This is a genomic window from Bradyrhizobium sp. HKCCYLS3070 (assembly GCF_051167575.1).
Classification (GTDB): domain Bacteria; phylum Pseudomonadota; class Alphaproteobacteria; order Rhizobiales; family Xanthobacteraceae; genus Bradyrhizobium.
Map to the genome: position 1 here is coordinate 943,931 of NZ_JBNPTI010000001.1, position 22,572 is coordinate 966,502.

Annotated in this window: 21 protein-coding genes; 9 read left to right on the forward strand and 12 right to left on the reverse strand. The window is 64.9% G+C overall.

The window, feature by feature from the left end; translation table 11 throughout:
* Positions 1-67: 67 nt before the first annotated feature.
* Genes ACQR03_RS04300 through lptF form a run of 3 tightly spaced genes read right to left on the reverse strand, consistent with a single transcriptional unit; the run spans position 68 to position 4,841 of the window.
* Positions 68-2,578, reverse strand: coding sequence for an LPS-assembly protein LptD (locus tag ACQR03_RS04300; RefSeq protein ID WP_315712394.1), 2,511 nt, complete (start codon positions 2,576-2,578; stop codon positions 68-70).
* Positions 2,578-3,675 carry an LPS export ABC transporter permease LptG gene (lptG, locus tag ACQR03_RS04305; RefSeq protein ID WP_315712392.1) on the reverse strand — a complete coding sequence of 366 codons (1,098 nt, stop codon included), beginning with the start codon at positions 3,673-3,675 and terminating at the stop codon, positions 2,578-2,580. The genes ACQR03_RS04300 and lptG overlap by 1 nt, the downstream gene beginning before the upstream one ends.
* Positions 3,672-4,841 carry an LPS export ABC transporter permease LptF gene (gene lptF, locus ACQR03_RS04310; RefSeq protein WP_434840980.1) on the reverse strand — a complete coding sequence of 390 codons (1,170 nt, stop codon included), beginning with the start codon at positions 4,839-4,841 and terminating at the stop codon, positions 3,672-3,674. The genes lptG and lptF overlap by 4 nt, the downstream gene beginning before the upstream one ends.
* Before the next feature lie 339 nt (positions 4,842-5,180).
* Between lptF and ACQR03_RS04315 the strand changes: the two genes are divergently transcribed.
* The 4 genes from ACQR03_RS04315 to ACQR03_RS04330 all read left to right on the forward strand — a co-directional run bounded on the left by ACQR03_RS04315 (position 5,181) and on the right by ACQR03_RS04330 (position 8,711).
* Entirely contained in the window at positions 5,181-6,716 is a 1,536-nt protein-coding gene (locus tag ACQR03_RS04315; RefSeq protein WP_434840981.1) for a leucyl aminopeptidase, read from the forward strand.
* A 9-nt stretch (positions 6,717-6,725) separates the two neighbouring features.
* The gene (locus tag ACQR03_RS04320; protein WP_315749957.1) at positions 6,726-7,178 is read left to right on the forward strand and encodes a DNA polymerase III subunit chi; all 453 of its coding nucleotides are present in this window, start codon (positions 6,726-6,728) and stop codon (positions 7,176-7,178) included.
* Between the two features lie 204 nt (positions 7,179-7,382).
* Positions 7,383-7,877 (forward strand): hypothetical protein, encoded by a 495-nt coding sequence (locus ACQR03_RS04325; protein ID WP_315712649.1) that lies wholly within the window; start codon positions 7,383-7,385, stop codon positions 7,875-7,877.
* Positions 7,878-7,892: 15 nt separating this feature from the next.
* Positions 7,893-8,711: a phytanoyl-CoA dioxygenase family protein gene (locus tag ACQR03_RS04330; protein WP_315826796.1), complete on the forward strand. Its 819-nt coding sequence runs from the start codon at positions 7,893-7,895 to the stop codon at positions 8,709-8,711.
* Here the strand turns inward: ACQR03_RS04330 and ACQR03_RS04335 are convergent.
* Positions 8,708-8,941, reverse strand: a complete 234-nt coding sequence (locus ACQR03_RS04335; RefSeq protein ID WP_315712384.1) for an acetyl-CoA carboxylase biotin carboxyl carrier protein subunit — start codon at positions 8,939-8,941, stop codon at positions 8,708-8,710. The genes ACQR03_RS04330 and ACQR03_RS04335 overlap by 4 nt on opposite strands.
* Positions 8,942-9,097: 156 nt before the next feature.
* Here ACQR03_RS04335 and ACQR03_RS04340 point away from each other — a divergent pair, with 156 nt between their 5' ends.
* Positions 9,098-9,496: an avidin/streptavidin family protein gene (locus ACQR03_RS04340; RefSeq protein WP_315712383.1), complete on the forward strand. Its 399-nt coding sequence runs from the start codon at positions 9,098-9,100 to the stop codon at positions 9,494-9,496.
* Between the two features lie 131 nt (positions 9,497-9,627).
* On the opposite strand, the gene ACQR03_RS04345 is transcribed toward ACQR03_RS04340, so the two are convergent.
* The 3 genes from ACQR03_RS04345 to ACQR03_RS04355 form a co-directional block, all read right to left on the reverse strand.
* Entirely contained in the window at positions 9,628-11,493 is a 1,866-nt protein-coding gene (locus ACQR03_RS04345) for an ABC-F family ATP-binding cassette domain-containing protein (RefSeq protein ID WP_315826797.1), read from the reverse strand.
* 51 nt (positions 11,494-11,544) lie between these two features.
* On the reverse strand, positions 11,545-11,736 hold the full coding sequence (locus ACQR03_RS04350) for a hypothetical protein (RefSeq protein WP_315712381.1): 192 nt from the start codon (positions 11,734-11,736) through the stop codon (positions 11,545-11,547).
* Between the two features lie 189 nt (positions 11,737-11,925).
* On the reverse strand, positions 11,926-12,195 hold the full coding sequence (locus ACQR03_RS04355; RefSeq protein ID WP_315712648.1) for a sulfur globule protein precursor: 270 nt from the start codon (positions 12,193-12,195) through the stop codon (positions 11,926-11,928).
* Between the two features lie 285 nt (positions 12,196-12,480).
* Between ACQR03_RS04355 and ndk the strand changes: the two genes are divergently transcribed.
* Together ndk and ACQR03_RS04365 are read left to right on the forward strand one after the other, a co-directional pair.
* A complete protein-coding gene (gene ndk / locus ACQR03_RS04360; RefSeq protein WP_315712380.1) occupies positions 12,481-12,903 on the forward strand; it encodes a nucleoside-diphosphate kinase in 423 nt (140 codons plus the stop codon).
* Between the two features lie 79 nt (positions 12,904-12,982).
* Positions 12,983-13,846 (forward strand): TerC family protein, encoded by an 864-nt coding sequence (locus tag ACQR03_RS04365; RefSeq protein ID WP_315712379.1) that lies wholly within the window; start codon positions 12,983-12,985, stop codon positions 13,844-13,846.
* 37 nt (positions 13,847-13,883) lie between these two features.
* Here ACQR03_RS04365 and ACQR03_RS04370 read toward each other — a convergent pair whose 3' ends face one another.
* Positions 13,884-14,969: a substrate-binding domain-containing protein gene (locus ACQR03_RS04370; protein ID WP_315749963.1), complete on the reverse strand. Its 1,086-nt coding sequence runs from the start codon at positions 14,967-14,969 to the stop codon at positions 13,884-13,886.
* 118 nt (positions 14,970-15,087) lie between these two features.
* On the opposite strand from ACQR03_RS04370, the gene ACQR03_RS04375 reads away from it, so the two are divergent.
* The gene (locus tag ACQR03_RS04375) at positions 15,088-16,575 is read left to right on the forward strand and encodes an aldehyde dehydrogenase family protein (protein WP_315749964.1); all 1,488 of its coding nucleotides are present in this window, start codon (positions 15,088-15,090) and stop codon (positions 16,573-16,575) included.
* Positions 16,576-16,945: 370 nt separating this feature from the next.
* The gene (locus tag ACQR03_RS04380; RefSeq protein WP_434840982.1) at positions 16,946-17,368 is read left to right on the forward strand and encodes a globin family protein; all 423 of its coding nucleotides are present in this window, start codon (positions 16,946-16,948) and stop codon (positions 17,366-17,368) included.
* 7 nt (positions 17,369-17,375) lie between these two features.
* On the opposite strand, the gene ppx is transcribed toward ACQR03_RS04380, so the two are convergent.
* From ppx to ACQR03_RS04400, 4 genes are all read right to left on the reverse strand, one after another.
* A complete protein-coding gene (gene ppx, locus ACQR03_RS04385) occupies positions 17,376-18,875 on the reverse strand; it encodes an exopolyphosphatase (RefSeq protein WP_315750044.1) in 1,500 nt (499 codons plus the stop codon).
* A gap of 42 nt (positions 18,876-18,917) precedes the next feature.
* Positions 18,918-21,113, reverse strand: a complete 2,196-nt coding sequence (locus ACQR03_RS04390) for an RNA degradosome polyphosphate kinase (protein WP_316170417.1) — start codon at positions 21,111-21,113, stop codon at positions 18,918-18,920.
* Between the two features lie 135 nt (positions 21,114-21,248).
* The gene (locus ACQR03_RS04395) at positions 21,249-21,926 is read right to left on the reverse strand and encodes a DnaA ATPase domain-containing protein (protein WP_315749966.1); all 678 of its coding nucleotides are present in this window, start codon (positions 21,924-21,926) and stop codon (positions 21,249-21,251) included.
* 58 nt (positions 21,927-21,984) lie between these two features.
* The gene (locus ACQR03_RS04400; protein WP_315712371.1) at positions 21,985-22,539 is read right to left on the reverse strand and encodes a CDP-alcohol phosphatidyltransferase family protein; all 555 of its coding nucleotides are present in this window, start codon (positions 22,537-22,539) and stop codon (positions 21,985-21,987) included.
* Positions 22,540-22,572: the final 33 nt, after the last annotated feature.

The window sequence follows — 22,572 nt, forward strand, 5'->3', positions numbered from 1 at the left end:
CCGCGCCACGGCTCCAGACGAGGGACTTTCGAACCCCACGGAGCGGCCCGTCGGAGACTGGCGCGCACTACTGAAGGCCGCCAGCCCCGGTTCCCGTCGACGAGGTCGTGGCAAGCGTCCGAAGCCCGATCTGGAGCATATAGGCATGGCTCAGAACGGGTGGAGTGGTGCCTGCCGTATAGTTATACGACGTTACATAGTTGGCGGCCAGCACGAAACAGTCGTCCACATAGCCCGCGCCGATCACATACTGGTTGATCTTGTTGGCAGCGAGGTCCCACCGCGCGGCGCCCGTCACGACCCAGTTCGGTGCCACCTTGACCGAGCCGCTGCCCAGGATGCCCTCACGACGGGTGAGATAACCGATCGCCGGATCGGCAGCATAGTTGCCGTAGGTCAGGGCCACCGACCAGCGGTCGAAGTTCGCCTTGGCTTCCGCTTCGAAGCGCTGGATGTTCAGGGTCTGCTGGTCGAACCGGCTGCGCATGCTGAACGTGTAAGTGCGGTTCGGCGAGTAGTCGACCCGCGCCACGTAGTCCGAGACGTTCTTGTCCAGGCCGGAGCCGATGGCGGTGTTGTTGGCGTCCTGCACCGCGAACGAGTTCATCCCGAACAGGTGATAGGACTGGCCGAACAGCACGTTGATGGTGCCGCCGCGGTCGAACTGCGTGGTCGCCTGGACGCCGACATTGGCGCGCCCGCCGCCCTCGACGCGGTCGTAGCCGGAGAACTTGTCGACGCTGAACAGGTTGCTGGCGTCGAACACCATGCTCTGGGCGTCCTCGTTCGGCAGCCGGCCGGCATAGGTCTCGTTCGGCCGGATGATCACTTGCGCGATCGGCTCGATCGTCGTAGTGCCCCACGGCTGAACGTTGATGAACGGGTAGCGATATTCCAGGCCGACCGTCGGCATCAGCCGCAGCGCCTGGGTGTCGCCGGTCTGCAGGAAGTTGCCCACACCCGGCTGGTTCGAGACGTTGGCGTTGATCGCATCCGCGCGCAGGATCGCGAACGGCGTCCAGATCTGGCCGTAGGGATCCGTGAACGACCGCCGCCACTCCGCCTGCGCAGTCAGGCGGGTGTAGGTGCCGGGCGTGGCGCGCAGCAGGCACTGCGTCGGCAGGCGCGCAAGCGGGTCAGCCGATGTCGTCGTGCACAGGCCGTTGGTGTTGGCCGTGGTGGTGATCGGATCGAACACCGCCGTCTGGCGGCTCAGATTGACGAAGTTGGTCTTGTAGCTGAACTCGCCGCCGAACACGGGATAGTTCAGCACGTTCGAGTAATCCAGCACCGGATAGACCACCGGCACGGTCTGCTGGTTGCCCGAGAAGCTCAGATAGTGGATCGCCCTGACGTCGAAGAAGCTGCGGCTGCCAACGCCGGTCAAATACAGCTGCGAGATCGCCTCGGTCGGCAGGCTCATGAACGAGTTGAACGGGTCGCGGTACTGCGCCAGCCGGTAATCCGACAGGAACATGTAGTCGGACAGCAGGATGCCGTCCCAGCCCCAGACCCACTTGTCGTTGAGCGCGAACTGGCCCTTGGTGTCGACACCGCCGCGGAACTGGCGGTCGCCCGGCTGGCCGGCGAAGGCGTTGCGGTCGAGCTGATCGATGCCGTACAGGCGCACCTGATAGCCGCCATTGCTGAGGCGCTGGCGGAACTCGGTCTGCAGCAGCACGCCCTGCTTGGAGGTGATGCGCGGCGTGAAGGTCGCGTCGTAATCCGGCGCGATCGCCCAGTAATAGGGGATGTCGACGCCGAAGCCGTAGCCGCCGGTCTGGGTGACGCCGGGCATCAGGAAGCCGCTCTTGCGCTTCACGGTCGGATCGGGCGTCGAGAAGTAGGGGATGTAGGCCAGAGGAACGCCGAAGAATTCGAGCTGGGCGTTCTCGAAATACAGCATCTTCTCGGTCTGGTCGTGGATGATGCGCGCACCCTTGACCTGCCACAGCGGCGGCTTCTTCGGATCGTCCTTGCACGGCGCGCAGGCGGTGTACACGCCGTTCTCGAAGACGGTGTAATTGCCCTTGGAGCGGTCGGCGCGGGTCGCCGCCATCCGCGTCTGATCCTCGGTCTCGACGCGCAGCGAATCGACAAAGCCGTCACGATAGTCGTCCGACAGATCGAGGCTGTTGGCGTAGGTGATCTTGCCGTCGGCGTCGGTCATGCGGATGTTGCCTTCCGCATGCAGGCGCTTGGTCTTCTGGTCGTAGATCACCCGGTCGGCCTCGACCGAGGTGCCGTTGTAGAACAGTTGCACGTTGCCGACCGCCGACACGCGCGAGTTGTTGTAGTCGTAATCGACCTCGGTCGCCTGCACCAGCATCTGGTTGTCGTTGGCGACGCGCGGCGGCGGCGCCTTGGGCGGGCGCGGATTGTAGGTGAAGCCCTGCGCGACGGCAGGGGTCGGCGCCACGACCGCGGTCGCAGCAGCGACCATCAGGCCGAGCCCGCAGGCCAAAACGAATCCAAGTACGCCAGACCCGGCGCGACGCACGCGCGCGCAACCGACGCGCGCAACGGCATGCTGCCGAAGCGCGGCGAGCGCTGTCTGACGGACGGCAACGAACGACACTAGCCGTCCTCCTGGTAGAGCAAGGCCATGAAGCCCGTGAGGCCGCCGACGAACACCGGCAGCCACGCCGCAGCGATCGGATTCATCAACTCAGCCTTGCTCAAATCTTCAGTTACTTTCGACAGAACGTAGAGCAGAAACCCGGCGCCCACGCCACTCAAAACCATTTTCTGTACGCCACCCATTCGGAAGAACCTGAGCGACACGGACGCAGCCAGCATGACCATCGCAGCCAGCAAAAACGGCTGCGCGATCAGCTTATGATACTGCAGTTTGTACCCCGCGGTCGCGAAGCCCGAGCTCTCCGACGAGCGGATGTATGTCGGAAGTTGCCAAAACGACACAGTTTCGGGGGTGGAGAAGCTGTTTCGGACCTGTGCCGGCGTCAGGCTGGTCGGAAGAATGTACGTCGGTTCGTCGACCGGCGGCGCATCGAGGGAGAATCGGCGCACGGACCGGAAGACCCACCGGCCTTCTTCCAGGGTCGCCTCGCGCGCTTCGATTCGTTCCTTGAAGTGCTTGTCCGTATCAAAACGGAACAGGGTCAGTCCGGTCAGGCGGACGCCCTGCTGCTCGCTGCGCGCGGCATTGATGATGACAGAGCCGTCGGGGTTGATCTGGTTGAGCCAGAAGCCGGCCGCGTCCTGCACGCCGCCGCCCGGGGCGGCGCCGAACAGCTCGGCCTCCATGCGCTTGGAGAGCTCGCGCAGATTTGCCGACATCGGGTTGTAGAGGGTCGTCGCCATCAGCCCGAGCACGATGGCGCTTGCCAGCGCCGGCGCGATGAACTGCCAGGCGGAGACCCCGGCTGCGCGCGCCACCACGAGCTCGAGCCGGCGCGACAGCGCGAGATAGCACGTCATGGCGCCGATCAGGACGCAGAACGGCATCATCTTCTCGAGCAATTGCGGCACCCGGAACAGCGACGTTTCCGCCACCATCAGCGCCGAGGCCGAGGCGAGCCCGGAGGTCTTGCGTACCATCTCGATGTAGTCGACGAGCACGAGCAGGATGAAGATGCTCGCGAACACGCCGACCGCCGAGACCAGGAAGCGGCCGGCGAAATAGCGCCCGAGCGTGTTGGTGACCATGCTCATGCGGTGGCCGGCCTTCCGAACAGGCGTGCGATCCGCGCGTTCGACCGGTTGATGGCTTCCATCAGCCGCGCCGGCGGCTCGACCACCACGCCGCCGATGATGATCCAGATGCTGAGGCCGAGCACGCCGAACAGCATGAGGTACTGCACCAGCGCCGCCATCGGCGTCTTCACGGTCATGACCGAGCAGGCGAAACCCGCCATGCGGACGCCGAACACGGCGAGAATGGCGCTGCCGAACGAGAAGTTGCGGCTCTGGCGTGTCGTCCGCGGCGCGCCCAGGAATGCGAAGGTAAGGGCTGCGAAGGCGAACGGATAGATCGGCGCCAGGAAGCGGTCGTGCAATTCCTGGCGGAATTGTCCGGGGATCTGCTTGTAGATCGGATCGCTTTCGGCGGGCGCCATCAGTTCCCACAGATAGCGCTCGCGGATGCCGAGCGTGACGTCGCGGCCCTGGTTCGAAAACTTCGACATGTCGAAGGCGTAGCGGGCGAACGCGACCATCGCCGGCTCGCGCTTGCCGAGCTCGAAGCGTTCGAGATTGCCGTCCTCCAGCACCAGGAACGAGCCGTCGGCATTCTTCACGACGGTGCCCTTCTCGGCGATGATCGTGATTCGCTCCTTGGGGTCGCGGCGGTCGTCGATCAGGATGCCGGACAGCTCACCGCCGGGCTGGCGCTCGCGGATCCGGATGGTCAGGTTCTGGTCGAGCTGCGCGAACCGCCCGGGCTGTAGGATGTTGGCGAGCACGTCGGCGGTGATCTCGGCATCCCACTGCTTGATCCGGCGCAGGCCGTCGGGGGCGAAGAAGGCGGCGATCACCGTCACCAGCACGGCTACCGCGCAGGTGGCATAGGCGAACGGCACGAACAGCCGGATCGGCGACATGCCGGCGGCGTTCATGACGATGATCTCCGAATCGGTCGCCAGCTTGTTCAGCGTGTGCGAGACCGCGATCATCAGCGCGATCGGCGCGATGACGCCGAGCAGGGAGGGAATCACGAGCCCGGTGATGCCAAGGAAGGTCAGGATCGTCTGGCCCTGGCTGGTCATCAGATCGATGCCGCGCAACGCCTGCGTAATCCAGATAACGCCGGTGAGGCTGACCAACACCAGCGCGAACGACGCCAGCGTCGTGCGAAAGATGTACCTGTCGATGGACCCCATCGTCTGCGCTCGATCCCCAATCAGCAGTCCCGGAACGAGCGCTGCAGCCCCCCTTGAAACGGGTCCCCCAAGGCCGCTGTCGCCGTGACGTTCCAAGAGCAGTGAATATCATTACCATCTCGTTGATCCGTCGACAAAATGGCTGTGGCGTGGCGCCCCGAAAATACGGTCAAAATTTCATGATTGTGACTGGCCCGCCACGCGGCGCTTGGCAGCCGCGGCCCGGGCAGGTCATACTGCTGCCAAGTTGGGTTCCGAACTGCCGCCATCCGCGTCTGGTCCTTGAGGTTTTCGGCCGGACGTGGCGGCTCATCACGTCGAAATTTGGAGGATTGCTTGATGTCCGACGCCGTCAAGGTCGGCTTCGTCCCGCTGTCGACCGCCCCGCGTGGCATCGTGGTGGCGTTCTGCGATGACACTCTGCGTCTTGGAGTCGCGACCGAGAAGGCGCTCGGGGGAGCCTCGGACCTGATCAAGCGCGCGGCCGGGGCAGCCCGGTTCAAGGGCAAGGATGGCGCGGTGTTGGATCTGCTGGCTCCTGAGGGAATCAAGATTCAGCGCTTGATCGTCATCGGCATCGGCAAGGGCTCGGACCTCAAGGACAAGGATTTCCTCAAATACGGCGGGACTTTAGCCGGAAAGCTGAACGCCGGAACTGAAGCGGTGGCGGTGCTCGCCGAGCTGCCTTCGGGACCGCTGTTGCCGGATCAGGTCAGCTCGCTGGCCGCCGGGATCCGGCTGCGGGCCTATCGGTTCGACCGTTACAAGACCAAGAAGAAGGACGAGGAGGGCGCCGTGAGCGCCAATGTCTCGATCGCCGTGGCGGACGTCGCGGCGGCCAAGAAGGCCTTCGCGCCGCGATCCCACGTGACCGACGGGGTGATACTGGCGCGCGATCTCGTCAACGAGCCGCCGAACGTGCTCTACCCGGAGGAGTTCGCCAAACGCGCTGCCGCCTTGCGCAAGCTCGGCGTCACCGTCGAGATCCTCGACGTGCCCGCGATGAAGAAACTCGGCATGGGCGCGCTGCTCGGCGTCGGCCAGGGCTCGGCACGGCCGAGCCGCACCGTCGTGATGCACTACAATGGCGGCAAGCGCGGCGAGCAGCCGGTCGCCTTCATCGGCAAGGGCGTGTGCTTCGACACCGGCGGCATCTCGATCAAGCCGGCCGGCTCGATGGAGGATATGAAGGGCGACATGGGCGGCGCGGCCTGCGTGGTCGGCCTGATGCATGCACTCGCCGCACGCAAGGCCAAGGCCAACGTGATCGGCGCCATCGGCCTGGTCGAGAACATGCCGGACGGCAACGCCCAGCGTCCGGGCGACATCGTCACCTCGATGTCGGGCCAGACCATCGAGATCATCAACACCGATGCGGAGGGCCGCCTCGTGCTCGCCGACGTGCTGTGGTACGTCGCGACCAAGTTCAAGCCGAAATTCATGATCGACCTGGCGACCTTGACCGGCGCGATCATGGTCGCGCTCGGCACCGAGCATGCCGGTCTCTTCACCAACAATGATGATCTCGCCGACAAGCTGTTCAAGGCGGGGCAGGAGACGGGTGAGAAGGTGTGGCGCATGCCGCTCGGCCACGAATACGACAAGCTGATCGATTCGCAGTTCGCCGACATGAAGAATACCGGCGGACGCCATGGCGGCTCGATCACCGCCGCGCAATTCCTGCAGCGCTTCGTCAACGACACGCCGTGGGCGCATCTCGACATCGCCGGCACCGCGATGGGCGCGCCGAAATCGGAGATCAACCAGAGCTGGGGATCGGGCTATGGCGTCCGGCTGCTCGATCGGCTGGTGTGGGACTCCTACGAATCCAGATCCGACACCAAAGCCGAAGCCAAATCCGGCGGCAAGGCGTGACGCGGGGCGATGACCGAAGTCCTGTTCTACCACCTGCAGAACATGACCGTGGAAGGCGTGCTGCCGCCGCTGCTCGAGAAGTCGCTCGAGCGCGGTTGGCGCGTCGTGGTGCAGTCGACATCGGAGGAGCGCGCGGATGCGCTCGATGCGCATCTGTGGACCTATCGCGACGATTCGTTTCTGCCGCACGCCACCTGGCGGGTGGCCGATGTGGCCGACCAGCCGATCGTGCTCGCGGTGGAAGAAAGCAATCCCAACGGCGCGAACGTCCGTTTCCTGGTGGATAACGCGGCGCTGCCATCGGACTCGCACAGCTACGAGCGCATGGTGCTCGTGTTCAACGGCGATGATGCGGACGCGCTCGCGGCTGCGAGATCGGCGTGGACCGATTGCAAATCGCGGGGATTCGAGGTCACCTACTGGCAGGCGGATGAGCGGGGGCGCTGGCAGCGCCGCCAATGATACGGAGGCCCGTGAAGCGCCGATGATGGCAGCGCCGCGTGATTAATGATAATCTGCCGATTTACCGGCAGAGCGTTGGCAAAGTCACGAACGTGCCGCAAAGTGATGTTGGGACAACACGTTAGAGTGTCCACAGGTTGCAATTCAGCAAGGTTCATCGTGCGAGACCACACCAAACAGCTGACGCGCGCTCTGGCGTTCCTTGTGCTTGCCCCGGTCGTCGCCGGATGCTCGAGCACGCCCGATTTCCTGTCCAAGGACGCTGAGTGGTTCAACCGGCCGCAGCGCCTGTTCATCAGAAACATCTCGATCGACGCGCCGCCGCTGACGCCGGACAAGCCGGTCACGGCTGAGGATCTTGTGAGCGCCGAAGGCGCATGCCCGGGCATGGCGCCTGCGGCCGATGCTGCGGGCGCGAACGCGCTGGCGAATGATCCCGCCGCCGCGACGCCGGCTGCCGGCGGCACCGTCGCACTCGGCCACACCGAATGCGACGTGGTGCGCGGCATCGGTGCACCCGACAACGTCAACATCTCGAGCAATGGCGGCGAGCGCGTGGCCACGGTGACCTGGCTGCGCGGCGCACGCGCCGGCGTCTACACGTTCAGCTCCGGCCGCCTGACCTCGGTCGAGCGCGCGCCCGATCCGGGACCGGCGCCGAAGGTGGCGAAGCCGAAGGCGAAGAAGCGGACGAGCTGACGGCGGGAGGCGGCCATGCAAATAACCGGCCTCCGTCGCGAGTTGGAGGAGGCCGGGTATGCGGTACGCCGTGATTTTCTTCCTCGCGAATTGTTGGAGGCCGGCAATCGAATCAAGTCTCGGGCCAGTCTTGAGGCGAGAGCGGAGCCCCATCTCGGGCTTGTTGTCTCGGTCAACTTTTCGGTCGATTTCGCGCCGATCATTCTCTTCGATGCACAATATGAATTGTTGGAGCGCGCCGGATACCGGGATGCGCGCTTTTTTGCTGGATTTCTGATCTCCAAGCCGGCCGGGTGTCCGAGGCTGCACTGGCACCAGGATTGGTGGGGCTGGTCGAGCGCCGTGAGTTACGGCGCCACGCCTCCAATTCTCTATTTCATGTACTATTTGACCGACACGAGTGCTGCAAACGGATGCTTGCGCGTGCTTCCCGGCAGTCATCGGCGCAAGAACGATCTACATGAATTGATCGAGGGCAGGCCGACACATCCCGATCGGGTTCTGCATGTCGACGACGTGCTGGTTTCCACGAGGCCAGACGAAGTTGATGTTGCTGTTCGGAAGGGGGATCTCATCGTTCGCGACGGCAGGCTCCTTCACGCATCCCATGCGAACAATTCGAGCGAAGACCGAGCCCTGATCGTATTGTCCTTCGTGCCGTTCTGGTCGGATCTCCCGGAGGGGCTGCAATGCGCCTTCGACAGAAAGCGGCCCAAGATCGAAAGATCCTGGCCGTCCGCCGAGGCCGAGCGCGTGCTGGATCGAGCGACGGTCTACAACGGCGCGTCGTCGCCGATCCATCTGCAGAGGACTCCGAACTTCGGCGACGATTAAGCTGCCGCGTCCTCCGCATCCAGCTCCATCACGACATCGGTCGCGTTCAACGTATCGCCCGCTTTGCGCCTGACCTGACTGATTGTCCCGGAGTAGGGAGCTTTCACCGACAGCTGTGATTTGGCCGCCTCGATGACGTAGAGGACCTCACCGGTCTTCACCTTTTGACCGGCCTTGACGCAGACGTCGTAGAGCAGGCCGTCAAGTCGAGCGTAAAGCTGCTTGTTCATGTTTCGTCCTCCTGAATCGCCTCAATCGAACCTCAAACATCAACGTCAGCTACCAAAAGTAGAGTAATTTTGATTCTGCTACAATGGCGCTTTCAATCTTATGGATGTATGTAGTCATCGTTGCTACCTCTAGCTCTGGGCATAGCGAGGCGCGCCATGAAGTGGTTCTTCAGCAAGTATCTTTTCGCAGGCATGATTGTCGTGGTTTCGTCGATTGCTGCGCGTGCCGACGTCCTGCCGGCGCCGTCGAGATGGACCAATCAACGAGGCTCGGTTCTCGAGATCTGGTCAGTCACCGATGGGCAGGTGCGAGGGCAATTCACCAACAACGCATCTGGGTTCGCATGCCAGGGTATTCCCTATCCGGTATCCGGCAGATCCGCCGGCAGCGCCGTTATGCTGGTCGTGACTTTTGCCCAGTGCAATTCCATCACGCGTTGGAGAGGCCAAGTCGGCGGCAATCAACTTCGGGCGAATTGGAATCTCTTCTACATTCAGCCCAACGGTGATCTCGGCAATCTGCCGGGTGCCGACCTGTTCCAGCGAACCAATTGATCCGGTCGCTCGCTCCGATCCCGCATTCAGCCGTGTTAGCCGCCGACCGCGAAGGCTTTCGACTTGGAAGCAGCTGAAAGCCGAGCTATCGGCGACTTTCGGCCGAATGCCGATCCGAGGCTCGGGGCACTTCAGCTCCCCGCCTCGTCATGCAGCGTGCTGGCTTCCAGCCACTGCTCCTCGGCGCGCGCCAGCGCGTCGGCGGCATTGGCCCGCGCCTTCGACAATTGCGCGGCCTGCTTTGGGTCGCGCGTGAAGATGTCGGGCAGCGACAGCGCGCCGTCGATCTTGGCGATGATCTCGGTGATGCGGGCGATCTCGGCTTCGGCTGCCGCAATCTTCTGCTTCAGCCCGCTGCGCTTGTTATCGCTGCGGGGCCGCTCGGTCTTCTCGGCGACCTGAGAGCGCTCGTTGTCGCGGGCCGGCGTGCTGCGCGTCGACAAGACCATGCGCCTGTAGTCATCGAGGTCGCCATCATAGGTCTTCACGGTGCGGTCGGCGACGACCCAGAGGCGGTCGGCGCAGGCCTCGATCAGATAGCGATCGTGCGACACCATGATCACGGCGCCGGGAAATTCGTTGATCGCTTCGGCCAGCGCGGCGCGGCTGTCGATGTCGAGATGGTTGGTCGGCTCGTCCAGGATGATCATGTTGGGGCCGAAGAAGGTCGCGAGCCCGAGCAGCAGCCGCGCCTTCTCGCCGCCCGACAGGCTCTTCACCAGCGTGTCGGCGGCCTTGCCGGAAAATCCGATCGCGCCGGCGCGCGCGCGCACTTTCGATTCCGGCGCATCGCCCATCAGCTTGCGCACGTGACTATACGGCGATCCGGTCTCGTCCAGCTCATCGAGCTGGTGCTGGGCGAAATAGGCGATCGACAGCTTGTCGGCGCGCGTGACCTTGCCGGAAAACGGTGTGAGCCGGCCGGCGAGCAGCTTCACCAGCGTGGACTTGCCATTGCCGTTGGCGCCGAGCAATGCGACGCGGTCGTCATTGTCGATGCGTAAGGTGACTCTGTTGAGCACCGGTTGCGCGGGATCGTAGCCGACCGAGGCGTTGTCGACCGCGATGATCGGCGGCGACAGCAGTCGCTCCGGTGCGGGGAAGGTGATCTCGTGCACGTCCTGGGTGACGAGCGCGGTGATCGGCTTCATCCGCTCCAGCATCTTGACGCGGGACTGCGCCTGGCGCGCCTTCGAGGCCTTGGCCTTGAAGCGCTCGACGAAGGCCTGCAGCCGCGCGCGCTCCGCTTCCTGGCGCTTGACCGCCTTGGCATCGAGCATCTCGCGGGTGGCGCGCTGTTCCTCGTAGGAGGAGTAGCTGCCGCGATACAGCGTGAGCTTGCAACGGTCGAGATGCAGGATCTGGTCGACGGAGGTTTCCAGGAGATCGCGGTCGTGGCTGATCACGATCACCGTGCGCGGATAATGCGCCAGATGATCCTCGAGCCACAGCGTGCCCTCGAGGTCGAGATAGTTGGTCGGCTCGTCCAGCAGGAGCAGGTCGGGCGCGGCGAACAGCGTTGCCGCAAGGGCGACCCGCATGCGCCAGCCGCCGGAGAACTCGGCGCAGGCTCGCGCCTGATCCGCGGCGGAAAATCCAAGGCCGCTGAGAATAGCGGCCGCGCGCGCCGGGGCGGAATGCGCGTCGATGTCGACGAGCCGGGTCTGGATCTCGGCGATGCGGTGTGCGTCATGGGCGGTCTCGGCCTCCTGCAGCAGCGCATGCCGCTCGAGGTCGGCCCGGAGAACCACCTCGATCAGGCTTTCGGGCCCGCTCGGGGCTTCCTGGGCCAGGCTGCCGATGCGCCACCGCGGCGGCACGGTGATGCTGCCGGTCTCCAGCGACAGTTCGCCGCGGATCGCCTTGAACAGGGTCGACTTGCCGGTGCCGTTGCGGCCGACCAGTCCGACGCGCGCGCCGGGCGGAATCTGCACTGAGCTCTGGTCGATGAGAAGCCGTCCGGCGAGGCGGATGGAGATGTCGGTGATGGAAAGCATGCGCGCCTTGTCACCGCGCGCGCGGCCAAAGGCAACCGCTTTGTCGCGGTCTCAGCGGCCGGAGAGGCTCATCCCGGTCTCGTCGCGCTTTCGCAACTCGTTCATCAGGTCCGCAAGCTGAGCCGGCAGACGAGAGCCGTCCGGCGGCAGGCTGCGTTGCAGGCGTTCGCCGACGGCCTCGCAGATCGACCGGCTGGTCTTGCGATCGAGCGCCTCGCTGAAATCGGCGGTGCGGCCAGACATGAGGGAGTTCCACGAGCAGTTGCAGGACGATGCCGTAACAAGTCGTGACCGCTCGATTTGTTTCCCGCTCCCGACCGGAAGACCCCGAAATGAGGTTGAAAATGCACAAAAAAAGCCCCGGCGTGGGGGAGACGCCGGGGCGATGCGAGTTCGGTGCGGCGGGGGGCGGGTGCCGCGCCGAGGCTCGTATCAATAGCAGCGGTTGATCCACCGCCAGCGCGGTCCCCACGGGGTCGGAACCACGCGGCGCACGTAGCAGCCGCCATAGCCGTAGCTGTAGACCGGGCCACCGACGAAGAAGCGCGGGCCGTAGAACGGACGGTGCCATCCGCCGTAGCCTCCGTGCCAACCGCCCCCATGCCAGCCGCCATGCCAGTGAGCCGAGGCGGCAGTCGGGGCGAGGGCGGCTGCGCCGAGGGCAACGGTGGCCGCCGCGATGAGGGAGAGTTTGCGCAACATGATCGTCTCCTGGATGACAGCGCTGGTGGCGCCGAAATTGTCCGACGGATGAGGCTGGGAGAGGGCGGCCACCGGTCGTATTGCTGGCTCGTCCTCGCCCGATGCCAACACCCTAGGAGCTTCGAGCTGAACACGGGTGGCACGGAGCCTTCAGACTATGTTCAGAATTGTGAAATTGTCGTAAGGCGTCGCGCTCCGGCAGGGGCCCCGGTCGCTTGCCGTCGGCCGATCGCGTCGATATAAGCCCGCAACTCACCGAAATCCCGCACCTCCAAGGACGATATCATGGCGATTGAGCGCACCTTTTCGATCATCAAGCCCGACGCGACCGAGCGTAATCTCACCGGCGCGATCAACGCGCTGATCGAGAAGGCCGGCCTGCGGATCGTGGCCCAGAAGCGCATCCGCATGACCCGCGATCAGGCCGAGACCTTCTATGCCGTGCACAAGGCGCGGCCATTCTTCGGCGAACTGGTCGATTTCATGATCTCCGGCCCGGTCGTGGTCCAGGTGCTGGAGGGCGAGGGCGCCATCCTGAAGTACCGCGACGTGATGGGCGCCACCGACCCGTCGAAGGCGGCCGACGGTACCATCCGCAAGCTGCATGCGAAGTCGATCGGCGAGAACTCGGTGCACGGTTCCGACGCGGCGGAAACGGCAGCGATCGAGATCGCGCAGTTCTTCTCCGGCAACGAGATCGTCGGTTGATCGATCCTCGTGCGGCTGAGGGCCCCCTCAGCCGCACGACCTTCGTGCTCTGCGCTGAACTTATCTGAAAGGCCCGGCCGTGAACTGGCTATCGCAACTCGCCGATTCCGCCAGCTTCGGCCATGTGCTCGCTCAATTCGAGGCCGACCTGCAGAGCCCGGGCTTCTGGCTCGCGCTCGGCAAGATCGTCTGGATCAATGTGCTGTTGTCGGGCGACAATGCGCTGGTCATCGCGCTCGCCTGCCGCGGCCTGCACGGCAAGCATCGCTTCTGGGGCATGGTGGCCGGCTCCGGCATTGCCGTCGCACTGCGCATCGCCTTTACCGGCATCGTCGCCACCCTGATGGCGCTGCCATACCTGAAATTGATCGGCGGGCTGGCACTGATCGTGATCGCCGCCAAGCTGCTGGTGCCCGAGGACGAGAACGACGAGATCGCGGCCGGCACGACGCTGTGGCATGCGGTCCGCATCGTCGCGCTCGCCGACCTCGTGATGAGCCTCGACAACGTGATCGCGGTGGCTGCGGCCGCCAACGGCCAGGCGTCCCTGCTGATCATCGGCCTTGCCATGAGCATCCCGCTGATCATCGCGGGTGCCGCGCTGATCATGCTGGTGCTCGATCGGGTCCCGCTGCTGGTCTGGCTCGGCGCGATGCTGCTCGGCTGGGTGGCCGGCGAGGTGATCGCGACCGATCCCGCGATCGAGCCGATGCTGCACCATCTGCTCGACGGCACCGTCCTCATCAACATCGAGGCGACCTCGGCGCTGTTCGCCGGCAAGACCAATCTCGCGAGCCATGTCGATGTCATGGAGACGCTGATGTCGCTGATCGGCGCCGGTGTGGTGCTGATCGCCGGCTCGATCTGGCGCGGCCGCGCGCTGCAGCGTCAGGCCGAGAGCGAGCTGCAGCCGGTGCCGGCGCGCGGCGTCGATCTGCCGTAGCTGATCGTCAGGACGCGCCGCATCCGACCGGGCGGCGTCAGGACTCCGCATCCAGCCGATCGAGGAATTCGCGGACGGTGTGGACCGATCCCGTGGCGGCTGGCTGGTAGCCGGGCAGGGCAGCGACGGCGCGATGGAATTCGTCGCCCTTCATCACCTCGAGCACCCGCCGCATCGGGTCGGTTTCCAGAAACGATTTATGGCAGGCGAAAAAATAATCCTCGGTGAGGATACGGATGAAGTCGAGCCCGAACTGCCGCGCGGCGGCCTCGACGCCGAAGCAGACGTCGGCCATGCCGCTCGCGACATAGGCGGCGACGGCTGCATGGGTGAACTCGATCTGCTGCGCGCCATTGATGCTGGTTTCGTCGATGCCTTGTGACGCGAGCAACTGATCGAACAACAGGCGGGTGCCGGAATCATGATCGCGATTGACGAAGCGCGCCCTGCCGTCGGCAAGATCGGCCAATGAACGGATGGACAGCGGATTGCCGCGCTTGACCATCAGCCCCATCTCGCGGGTCACGAAGCTGATGACGCAGTCCTGCTTGGGATCGAGCCAATCCCGGCAGGCCTGGATGTTCTGGGCACGCAGCTCGCCGCGCGGCAGATGCAGTCCCGACAGGTCGCATTCGCCTTGCGCCAGCGAGGCCAGCGAATGCTGGCTGCTGACATAGCGGACATCGACCCCGACGCCTGACTCGCGATCCAACAGCTCGCGCAGCTTGGCGACGGCAAAGCCGTGGCTGGCGTGAACGCGGATCACGCCAGGATGCGGCTGCAGGAACGGCTTGATCTCGGTCACCAGCTCCTGCGCCAGATTGTCGAGCTGCGGGCCGAGGCGAGCCTGCATGCGCTCGCCGGCCCAGACCAGCTTGTCGCCGAACGCCGTGAGCTTCGATCCTTTGCCGCGCTGGGTCTCGACCAGCGGCACGCCGAAGAATTCAGACCACTGCTCGATCAGATTCCAGACGTGACGATAGGACAGATGCGCGTCACTGGCCGCGCTGGTGATCTTGCCCGTCCTCCCGATTTCACTGAGCACGCGGAGCATCACGACGATGCTCTGCGGGCCGTCGTCCTTGTAGAAGCGCCAGACAGGTTCGATCGCGATCCGCAACATCAGTGCCCGCTTGTGAAGTCGGCTTCATATGACCGCCGGCCATAGGCAACAGATATCATATTTACGAACAGATATTTGTTCTTACCTTCATTGGTATACAACAAACGGAGGAAATATGATGTCGATTGCATATGATTACGAGCGCGGCTCGAGGGGGACGTCCTATCTGACGAAGCCGTTCCAGCTCCTGATCGGCGGCAGGCATGTTCCCTCGGTTTCGGGACGCACCTTCACGTCGCTCAATCCTGCAACCGAGCAGGCGATTGCGACGGTCGCCGAGGGCAATGCCGAGGATGTCGATCTCGCAGTCGCCGCGGCCCGCAAGGCCTTCGAAGGGCCGTGGCGAACGATGCGTGCGGCGGAGCGCGGCGCGATCCTTCTGAAATGGGCGCAGCTGTTGCGCGACCATGCCGACGAGATCATCGAGCTCGAAAGCCTCGATGCCGGCAAGCCGGTGTCGGCGATCCTGCGCCAGGATCTTCCCGCCGCCATCGATACGCTCACCTATTACGCCGGATGGGCCGACAAGATCAGCGGTGAAGTCGTCTCCACGCGCGATGATGCGCTGACCTATACGGTGCGCGAGCCGGTCGGCGTGGTCGCGGCGATCGCGCCGTGGAATTTCCCGCTGATGATCGGGATGTGGAAGCTAGCGCCGGCGCTGGCCTGCGGCTGCACCGTCGTGATGAAGCCCGCCGAGCTGACGTCGCTGTCGGCGCTGCGGATCGGGGAGCTCGCGCTCGAAGCCGGACTGCCGCCCGGTGTTCTCAACATCGTGACCGGCCCCGGGTGCACCGTCGGCGAGGCGCTGGTCAACCACCCCGATGTCGACAAGGTCACGTTCACCGGCTCGCCCGGCGTCGGCCGCGGCATCATGAAGGCGGCGGCCGGCAACTTCAAACGCGTCTCGCTCGAGCTCGGCGGCAAGTCGGCCAACATCATCTTCGACGATGCGAACATCGAGGCCGCCGCGAAGGCTGCGGCGAGCGGCATCTTCTTCAACACCGGGCAGGTGTGCTCGGCCGGATCGCGGGTGCTGGTGCACGAGCGCGTGTATGACGAGGTGGTCGAGCGCCTGACCGAGCGCGCACGGGCGCTGCGGATCGGCGATCCGCTCGATCGCGCAACGTCGCTCGGACCGGTCATCTCCGAACGACAGATGAAGACGATCCTCGACTATGTCGACATCGGACGCAACGAAGGCGCCACGCTCGTCACCGGCGGCCAGCGCGCGGCCGCTCGCGGCTATTTCGTCAGCCCCGCCGTCTTCGCCGGCGTCACGCACGACATGCGGATCTCGCAGGAAGAGATCTTCGGACCCGTGGTCAGCGTGATCAAGTTCAGGGACGAGGCCGAGGCGCTGCGGATGGCGAACGGCACGGCCTACAGCCTGGCCGCCGGCGTCTGGAGCCGCGACATGGGGCGCGTCCATCGCTTCGCCAAGCGCCTGCGCGCTGGCACCGTGTGGATCAACACCTATGGCTACACCGATGTGCGGCTGCCTTGGGGTGGCGATCGTGACTCCGGACTGGGCCGCGAGCACGGCACGGCCGCGCTGGACAACTTCACGGAGCCGAAATCCGTCTGGATGAACCTCGCGGTGTGAGCCAGGCGTCGGCTGACGCGGACGGCCGCCATTCGCATCGGCGGCCGTCTGCGCGATCCAACGGATCAGTCGGCCTTGGCGCCGGTCGGCGGCTGGCGTGTCGGCGTCCTCCGATGGCCTGTGAGAAGCACGATGGCCGTCGTGTTTGTTGCCGTTACCGTCTCCGATCACTGAGTCGGTCAGCCATCTTGGCGGCAGGATCGCAAACCAATCCACAGTGCTGCGGCACGGTGCCGCGCCTTTGACAAGTACCGCAGGGCGCGGTCCTCTGTTTCTTATAATCTTGAACCCGTTCGCGCCGCCGCGACACCACCACGTCGAGCTCCACTGATCGGGCCATGATTGGAATTGTTTCGAATTGGACTTGCGCATGCTGACTGCAGATGAGATTGCGCACGTCAAGTCGTCGTTCGACTTGGTATTTGCCAATGCTACACAGATGACGACGACGTTCTATGACCGCGTCTTCGAGCTCGCGCCGGAATGTCGGGCGATGTTTCCAGCCGACATGGACGTGCTGAAACGGGACTTCATCGCGACCCTGGCGGTCCTCGTCGGCAGCCTCGATCAGACGACTGGTCTGTTGTCGAGCACCGACATCCTCGGCCGCAATCATGCGCGCTATGGAGTCCGGCCTGAGCACTATCCGGTGGTCGGCGAAGCACTATTGTGGAGCCTCGCCAAAGGACTTGGTCCGCATTGGAATGATGAGGTCGAGCAGGCCTGGCGCAAGGTCTATGGCGTCATCGCCAGGCGCATGATCGCAATTTCGGTCGGCGCTCGGCGGTCCTGATCCGGATCTAGCTGCGCACGATCGAGCCGGAGCGGCCGACGAGGCGCGCGAGCTGCTTGAAGCGTCCGCCGACGCGGTCGGCGACGAGGTCGACCATCTGGTGCTCGAACACCAGCATCAGCTTGCGGTCCTGGGTGCGGAAATGCGTTGCGGGCAGCACGCCGGGCCGCGCCGCCGAGATCAGATGCGCGACGCGAAACGCGGTGCCGAGCAGGCGCGCACGATCGATCTGGGCCGGGCTCAGCTGCTCGGTGAGGGCAGGCGCCGCCGCCTCGTCGCGCAGGCCCTCGTAGCGGAAGAACACGGACAGCGCGACGAAGATGCGGCCCTCGTGGTTGATCGAGCCGAAATTGCCGTTCAGAACGATGCCGTAGGTCTGCTCGCCGCGATGGTCCGGATGCATGCGCCAGCCGATGTCGGACAACAGGCAGGCGGCGTGCCGCAGCCGGCGCTCGTCCTCGGTCTCGCGGATGTGCATCACGCGGAACAGGCGGTCGGTCCAGTCGATCAGCTCGCGGGCATGCTGGGCCGAGCGCGACAACAGCTCGTTGAGGCCCTGCGCCGCGCATAGCAGCCCGTCCTTGGCGCGCTCGGCGTCTGGAAGCTTGGAGTAGAGCAGGCCCTCGCGCACGCCGAAGGTCGAGAACACGACGGTCGTCGGCCTGGCGACGCGGATGATGTGCTCGAGCACCAGCGCAGCATAGGCAAGCAGCGGGCGCCGCGCCTCGGCGATCGCTTCGATGTCGGCCAGCATGTCGGCGGCGACGAGACGACGCAGCCGGCGCACGAAGGCCAGCGCATCGGCCGCCGGAATCGCATAGCCGTGCATCACCCCGAGCGGATAGCCGCTCTGGATGATGTGGATGCGCGCCAGCGCGCGCCAGGTGCCGCCGACCGCATAGAAGGTGCGGTTCTGGCCGGCCAGCAGTTGCGGTAGGTCGGTCAGCGCCTCGCTCGCGATCCGCTGCGCCTTCTTCAGCGATTTCTCGGCGAGATCCTGCAGCGCCAGGCTGCCGAGCGGCAGGGTAACGCCGCTGCGGACCTGGTGCCCGCGCACGTCGATCAGCTCAAGTGAGCCGCCGCCGAGATCACCGACGATGCCGTCGGGCTTGTGAATGCCGGAAATGACACCGAGCGCCGAATAGCGCGCCTCTTCGGGTCCGGTGAGGATCTGGATCGGGACGCCGCAGATCTTCTCGGCCTTGGCGATGAAATCAGCGCCGTTCGAAGCATCGCGGCAGGCGGCGGTCGCGATGGCATGCACTTGCCCCACCCGCTGCACCTTGCACAACGCGCGGAAGCGCTTCAGCGCGGTCAGCGCCTTGTCGACGGCATCGGCCGCGAGCAGGCCGGTGGTCTGGACCTCGCGACCGAGCCCGCACAGCGCCTTCTCGTTGAACACGGTGACGAGACTGCGTTCCATCGCCTGGTAGACGACGAGACGGACCGAATTCGAGCCGATGTCGATGACACCGACGCTCGCGGCCCTCGTGCCGGGCCGCTTCACCACGGCATGTCCCGTTGCAGAAGGCCCCGGTGCAGACAGCCCCTATGAAGGAGGGCGTTCATTCCGGCGCGTGAGCCGGCGCGGCGATGATTCCTTGAGCGACTTTCCACGGCCGGACAGACTCGGATTCGTCATGAAGTAATTGTGCAGGTTGAACGGCTCCTCGCCCTTCGCGGCCTTCATACGCGTTGACGACCCGTCCGGCAACAATTGCCAGCTCTGCTCGGTATCCTTCAGGTTCGCGACCATGATCTGTTCCAGGACCTGCTGATGGACGGTGGGGTTCTGAAGCGGGCACAGCACCTCGACGCGGCGGTCGAGATTGCGCGGCATCATGTCGGCCGAGGAGATGTAGACGGCGGCCTTGGCGCTCGGCAGGCCCTGACCCATACCAAAGCAGTAGATGCGGCCATGCTCGAGGAAGCGGCCGATCACCGATTTGACGCGAATGTTCTCCGACAGTCCGGGGAGGCCGGGACGCAGGCAGCAGATGCCGCGCACGATCAGCTCGATCGAGACGCCGGCCTGCGAGGCCTCATACAGCGCGTCGATGATGTCTGGATCGACCAGCGAGTTCATCTTCATCCAGATCACGGCCGGCTTGCCCTGGCGGGCGAAGCTGGTCTCGCCGTGGATGTGCTCGATCATGCGCTTGCGAAGCGTGAGCGGCGACACCGCCATCTTCTCGATGTCGATCGGCTCGGCATAGCCGGTGATGTAGTTGAACACCCGCGTGACGTCGCGGCCGATCACCGGGTCCGATGTGAAGTAGGACAGGTCGGTGTAGATGCGCGCCGTTACCGGATGATAGTTGCCGGTGCCGGTGTGGACATAGGTGGTGAGGCTGCCGCCCTCGCGGCGCACGACCATCGACAGCTTGGCATGCGTCTTCAGCTCCAGAAAGCCGTAGACGACCTGCACGCCGGCGCGCTCCAGATCGCGGGCCCAGCGGATGTTGGCCTCCTCGTCGAAACGCGCCTTGAGCTCGACCAGCGCTGTCACCGACTTGCCGGCTTCGGCAGCTTCCACCAGCGTGCGCACGATCGGGGAGTTGTTGGAGGTGCGGTACAGCGTCTGCTTGATCGCGACGACGTCCGGGTCGCGCGCCGCCTGCTGCAGGAACTGCACGACGACGTCGAACGACTCGTAGGGGTGATGGACGATCAGGTCCTTCTGCCGGATGGCGGCGAAGATGTCGCCGCCATGGTCGCGGACACGCTCGGGATGGCGCGGCACATAGGGCGCGAATTCGAGGTCGGGCCGGTCGACGCGCGTCAGTTGCGACAGCTCGTTCATCGCCAGCACGCCGTCGACCAGGAACACCTCGTCATCGGTGGTCGAGAGCGCATTCTGCACGAAGCGGCGCAGCTCCTCCGGCATGTTGGCCTCGATTTCGAGCCGGATCACCGAGCCGCGACGGCGCCGCTTCAGCGCGGTTTCGAACAGCCGCACCAGGTCTTCGGCCTCTTCCTCGATCTCGATCTCGCTGTCGCGGATGATCCGGAAGGCGCCCTGGCCCTTCACGGTGTAGCCCGGAAACAGCCGGCCGATGAACAGGCCGGTCGCCTGTTCCAGGGTGATCAGGCGGATCACGCCATCCTTGGAGCCGGGGAAGCGGATGAAGCGGTCGATCTTGCCGGGCATGCGGATCAGGGCGTTCATCGGGCGCCCGTCGGCGGAGCGGATCAGCTGCAGCGCCACTGTGAAGCCGAGGCTCGGGATGAACGGGAACGGATGCGCCGGATCGATCGCGAGTGGCGTCAGCAGCGGGAAGATGTTGGCGAGGAAGTGGTCCTCGATCCAGGCGCGCTCGCTCTTGGTGACGTCCTGACCGTCGACGAGCACGATGCCGAGCTCGCCGAGAAACTTGCGCAGGTCGCGCCAGATCGCCTGCTGGTCGATCGCGAGCTGCGACACCGTCTCGTTGATCAGCTTCAGCTGCTCGGTCGGCGTCAGCCCGTCGGGGCTGCGCTCGGCGATGCCCTCGCGGACCTGGGCGCGGATGCCGGCGACGCGCACCATGAAGAATTCATCAAGGTTGTTGGCGGAAATCGACAGAAAGCGCACCCGCTCCAGGGCGGGATGCCGCGGATTGACCGATTCCTCCAGAACGCGGCGGTTGAAGTGAAGCCAGGACAATTCCCGATTGATGAATCGCTCGGGGCTCGAGGCAATCTCGATGGACGGCGCGGCGACCGGTTCTTTCTCTGAGATTTCAGTAACTTGCTCGGTATCCATCGGAATTCGATCCATATCCATCCAGTCGCGAACCAGTCGCGAACGGTCGACCGTAGCCCAATCTGGGTAACCAGGGGATGACGTTGCCGGCACCATTGGGGTTCCGTCCCCGTCCGCCGTCAAGATGGCCGCGGGTCACAGCGGGCGGAGCAGCTCCGCCGCCAGCGCCCGGGTGACCGGCCGTCCGAGCCGCAGGGACTCGTTGTCCAGCAGCGCGATGGTCTGGCGGGCGGCCGCGTAGGACCGTTCGATGTGGCTTGCGAGATAGCTGACCACGGTCTCGTCGATCGCCAGTTGCCGGTCCGCGGCCAGCTTGACGATCAAGGCGCGGAACAGCTGGTCGTCGGGCGGCAGCAGCGTGACGACCGGGACGGCGCGCAGCCGCGACCTCAGATCGGCCAGGGCGATGGGCAGGGCCGCCGGGGCCTCGCGCGCCGTGATCAGCACGAAAGCCTCGTCCTGGCGGGCCAGGTTCAGCAGGTGAAACAGCGCCCGCTCGTCGAGATCGGTTGCCGTCAGATCCTCCAGCACCAGCGCGCCGGTGGCGAGTGCCCCAGGGACCACGCTCGCCTCGAGGGCATGCGCGGACAGGGATCGGGCGCCAGCCCGCTCGGCCCAGATCGCGGCGAGGTGACTCTTGCCAGAGCCGTCGGGGCCGACCAGGAACATGGTCCGCGCCGGCCATTCCGGCCAGGCGTCGACCAGAGCGAGCCCGGCCGCGTTGCCTGGACCTTCGAAGAAATTGTCCCGCGTCAGGCTCTCCGCATGCGGCAGCGCGAAGGCCAGCTGACGAGGGGGGATATGGCCGGCCAAGATCGAATTGCTCCGTATCGTGTGGTGCGTGAGGTCGGGACGGGCTCTCCGCGGAGGATCACCGGACCTCGATGGTGCTCATGTGGCGCACCCAGTCGACGAGATACAGCCCGACCGACACGAGGGTAAAGACGGTGACCAGCACCATCAGCACCACATCGTAGGGCTGGGGCTCGAAGCCGAAGCTGAGCGAGGCCAGCACGAGCGCCGCGAATCCCACCTGGGCGACCGTGTTCAGCTTGGACACCATCAATGGCTTCATCGCGACCGGCCGGTCGAACAGCCAGGACACGATCACCGCCGAGACGATCATGATGTCGCGCGAGACCACCAGGATCACGATCCAGCGCGGGATCGCGCCCCAGATGCCAAGCGTGACGAAGATCGAGACCAGCAGCGCCTTGTCGGCGAGAGGATCGAGCAGCGCTCCCAACTCGGACCGCAGGTTGAAGCGCTTGGCCAGGAAGCCGTCCACGGCGTCGCTCACCCCCGCGACCACGAAGACCAGAAATGCGATCTCCATCTGGCCGGCCGCAATGGCCCAGACGACGATCGGAACCAGCAGGATTCGACCCAGCGTGATCAGATTGGGGATACTGTGGGGAATGGTCACGCAGCGGGTCCCGACGACGACTCGATCAAAAGA

What these genes read in the sequence shown, in the direction of transcription:
- lptG (WP_315712392.1), bottom strand. Translation starts at nt 3,675, where the DNA reads ATGAGCATGGTCACCAACACGCTCGGGCGCTATTTCGCCGGCCGCTTC.
- lptF (WP_434840980.1), bottom strand. Translation starts at nt 4,841, where the DNA reads ATGGGGTCCATCGACAGGTACATCTTTCGCACGACGCTGGCGTCGTTC.
- ACQR03_RS04315 (WP_434840981.1), top strand. Translation starts at nt 5,181, where the DNA reads ATGTCCGACGCCGTCAAGGTCGGCTTCGTCCCGCTGTCGACCGCCCCG.
- ACQR03_RS04320 (WP_315749957.1), top strand. Translation starts at nt 6,726, where the DNA reads ATGACCGAAGTCCTGTTCTACCACCTGCAGAACATGACCGTGGAAGGC.
- ACQR03_RS04330 (WP_315826796.1), top strand. Translation starts at nt 7,893, where the DNA reads ATGCAAATAACCGGCCTCCGTCGCGAGTTGGAGGAGGCCGGGTATGCG.
- ACQR03_RS04335 (WP_315712384.1), bottom strand. Translation starts at nt 8,941, where the DNA reads ATGAACAAGCAGCTTTACGCTCGACTTGACGGCCTGCTCTACGACGTC.
- ACQR03_RS04340 (WP_315712383.1), top strand. Translation starts at nt 9,098, where the DNA reads ATGAAGTGGTTCTTCAGCAAGTATCTTTTCGCAGGCATGATTGTCGTG.
- ACQR03_RS04345 (WP_315826797.1), bottom strand. Translation starts at nt 11,493, where the DNA reads ATGCTTTCCATCACCGACATCTCCATCCGCCTCGCCGGACGGCTTCTC.
- ACQR03_RS04350 (WP_315712381.1), bottom strand. Translation starts at nt 11,736, where the DNA reads ATGTCTGGCCGCACCGCCGATTTCAGCGAGGCGCTCGATCGCAAGACC.
- ACQR03_RS04355 (WP_315712648.1), bottom strand. Translation starts at nt 12,195, where the DNA reads ATGTTGCGCAAACTCTCCCTCATCGCGGCGGCCACCGTTGCCCTCGGC.
- ndk (WP_315712380.1), top strand. Translation starts at nt 12,481, where the DNA reads ATGGCGATTGAGCGCACCTTTTCGATCATCAAGCCCGACGCGACCGAG.
- ACQR03_RS04370 (WP_315749963.1), bottom strand. Translation starts at nt 14,969, where the DNA reads ATGTTGCGGATCGCGATCGAACCTGTCTGGCGCTTCTACAAGGACGAC.
- ACQR03_RS04375 (WP_315749964.1), top strand. Translation starts at nt 15,088, where the DNA reads ATGTCGATTGCATATGATTACGAGCGCGGCTCGAGGGGGACGTCCTAT.
- ACQR03_RS04380 (WP_434840982.1), top strand. Translation starts at nt 16,946, where the DNA reads ATGCTGACTGCAGATGAGATTGCGCACGTCAAGTCGTCGTTCGACTTG.
- ACQR03_RS04390 (WP_316170417.1), bottom strand. Translation starts at nt 21,113, where the DNA reads ATGGATACCGAGCAAGTTACTGAAATCTCAGAGAAAGAACCGGTCGCC.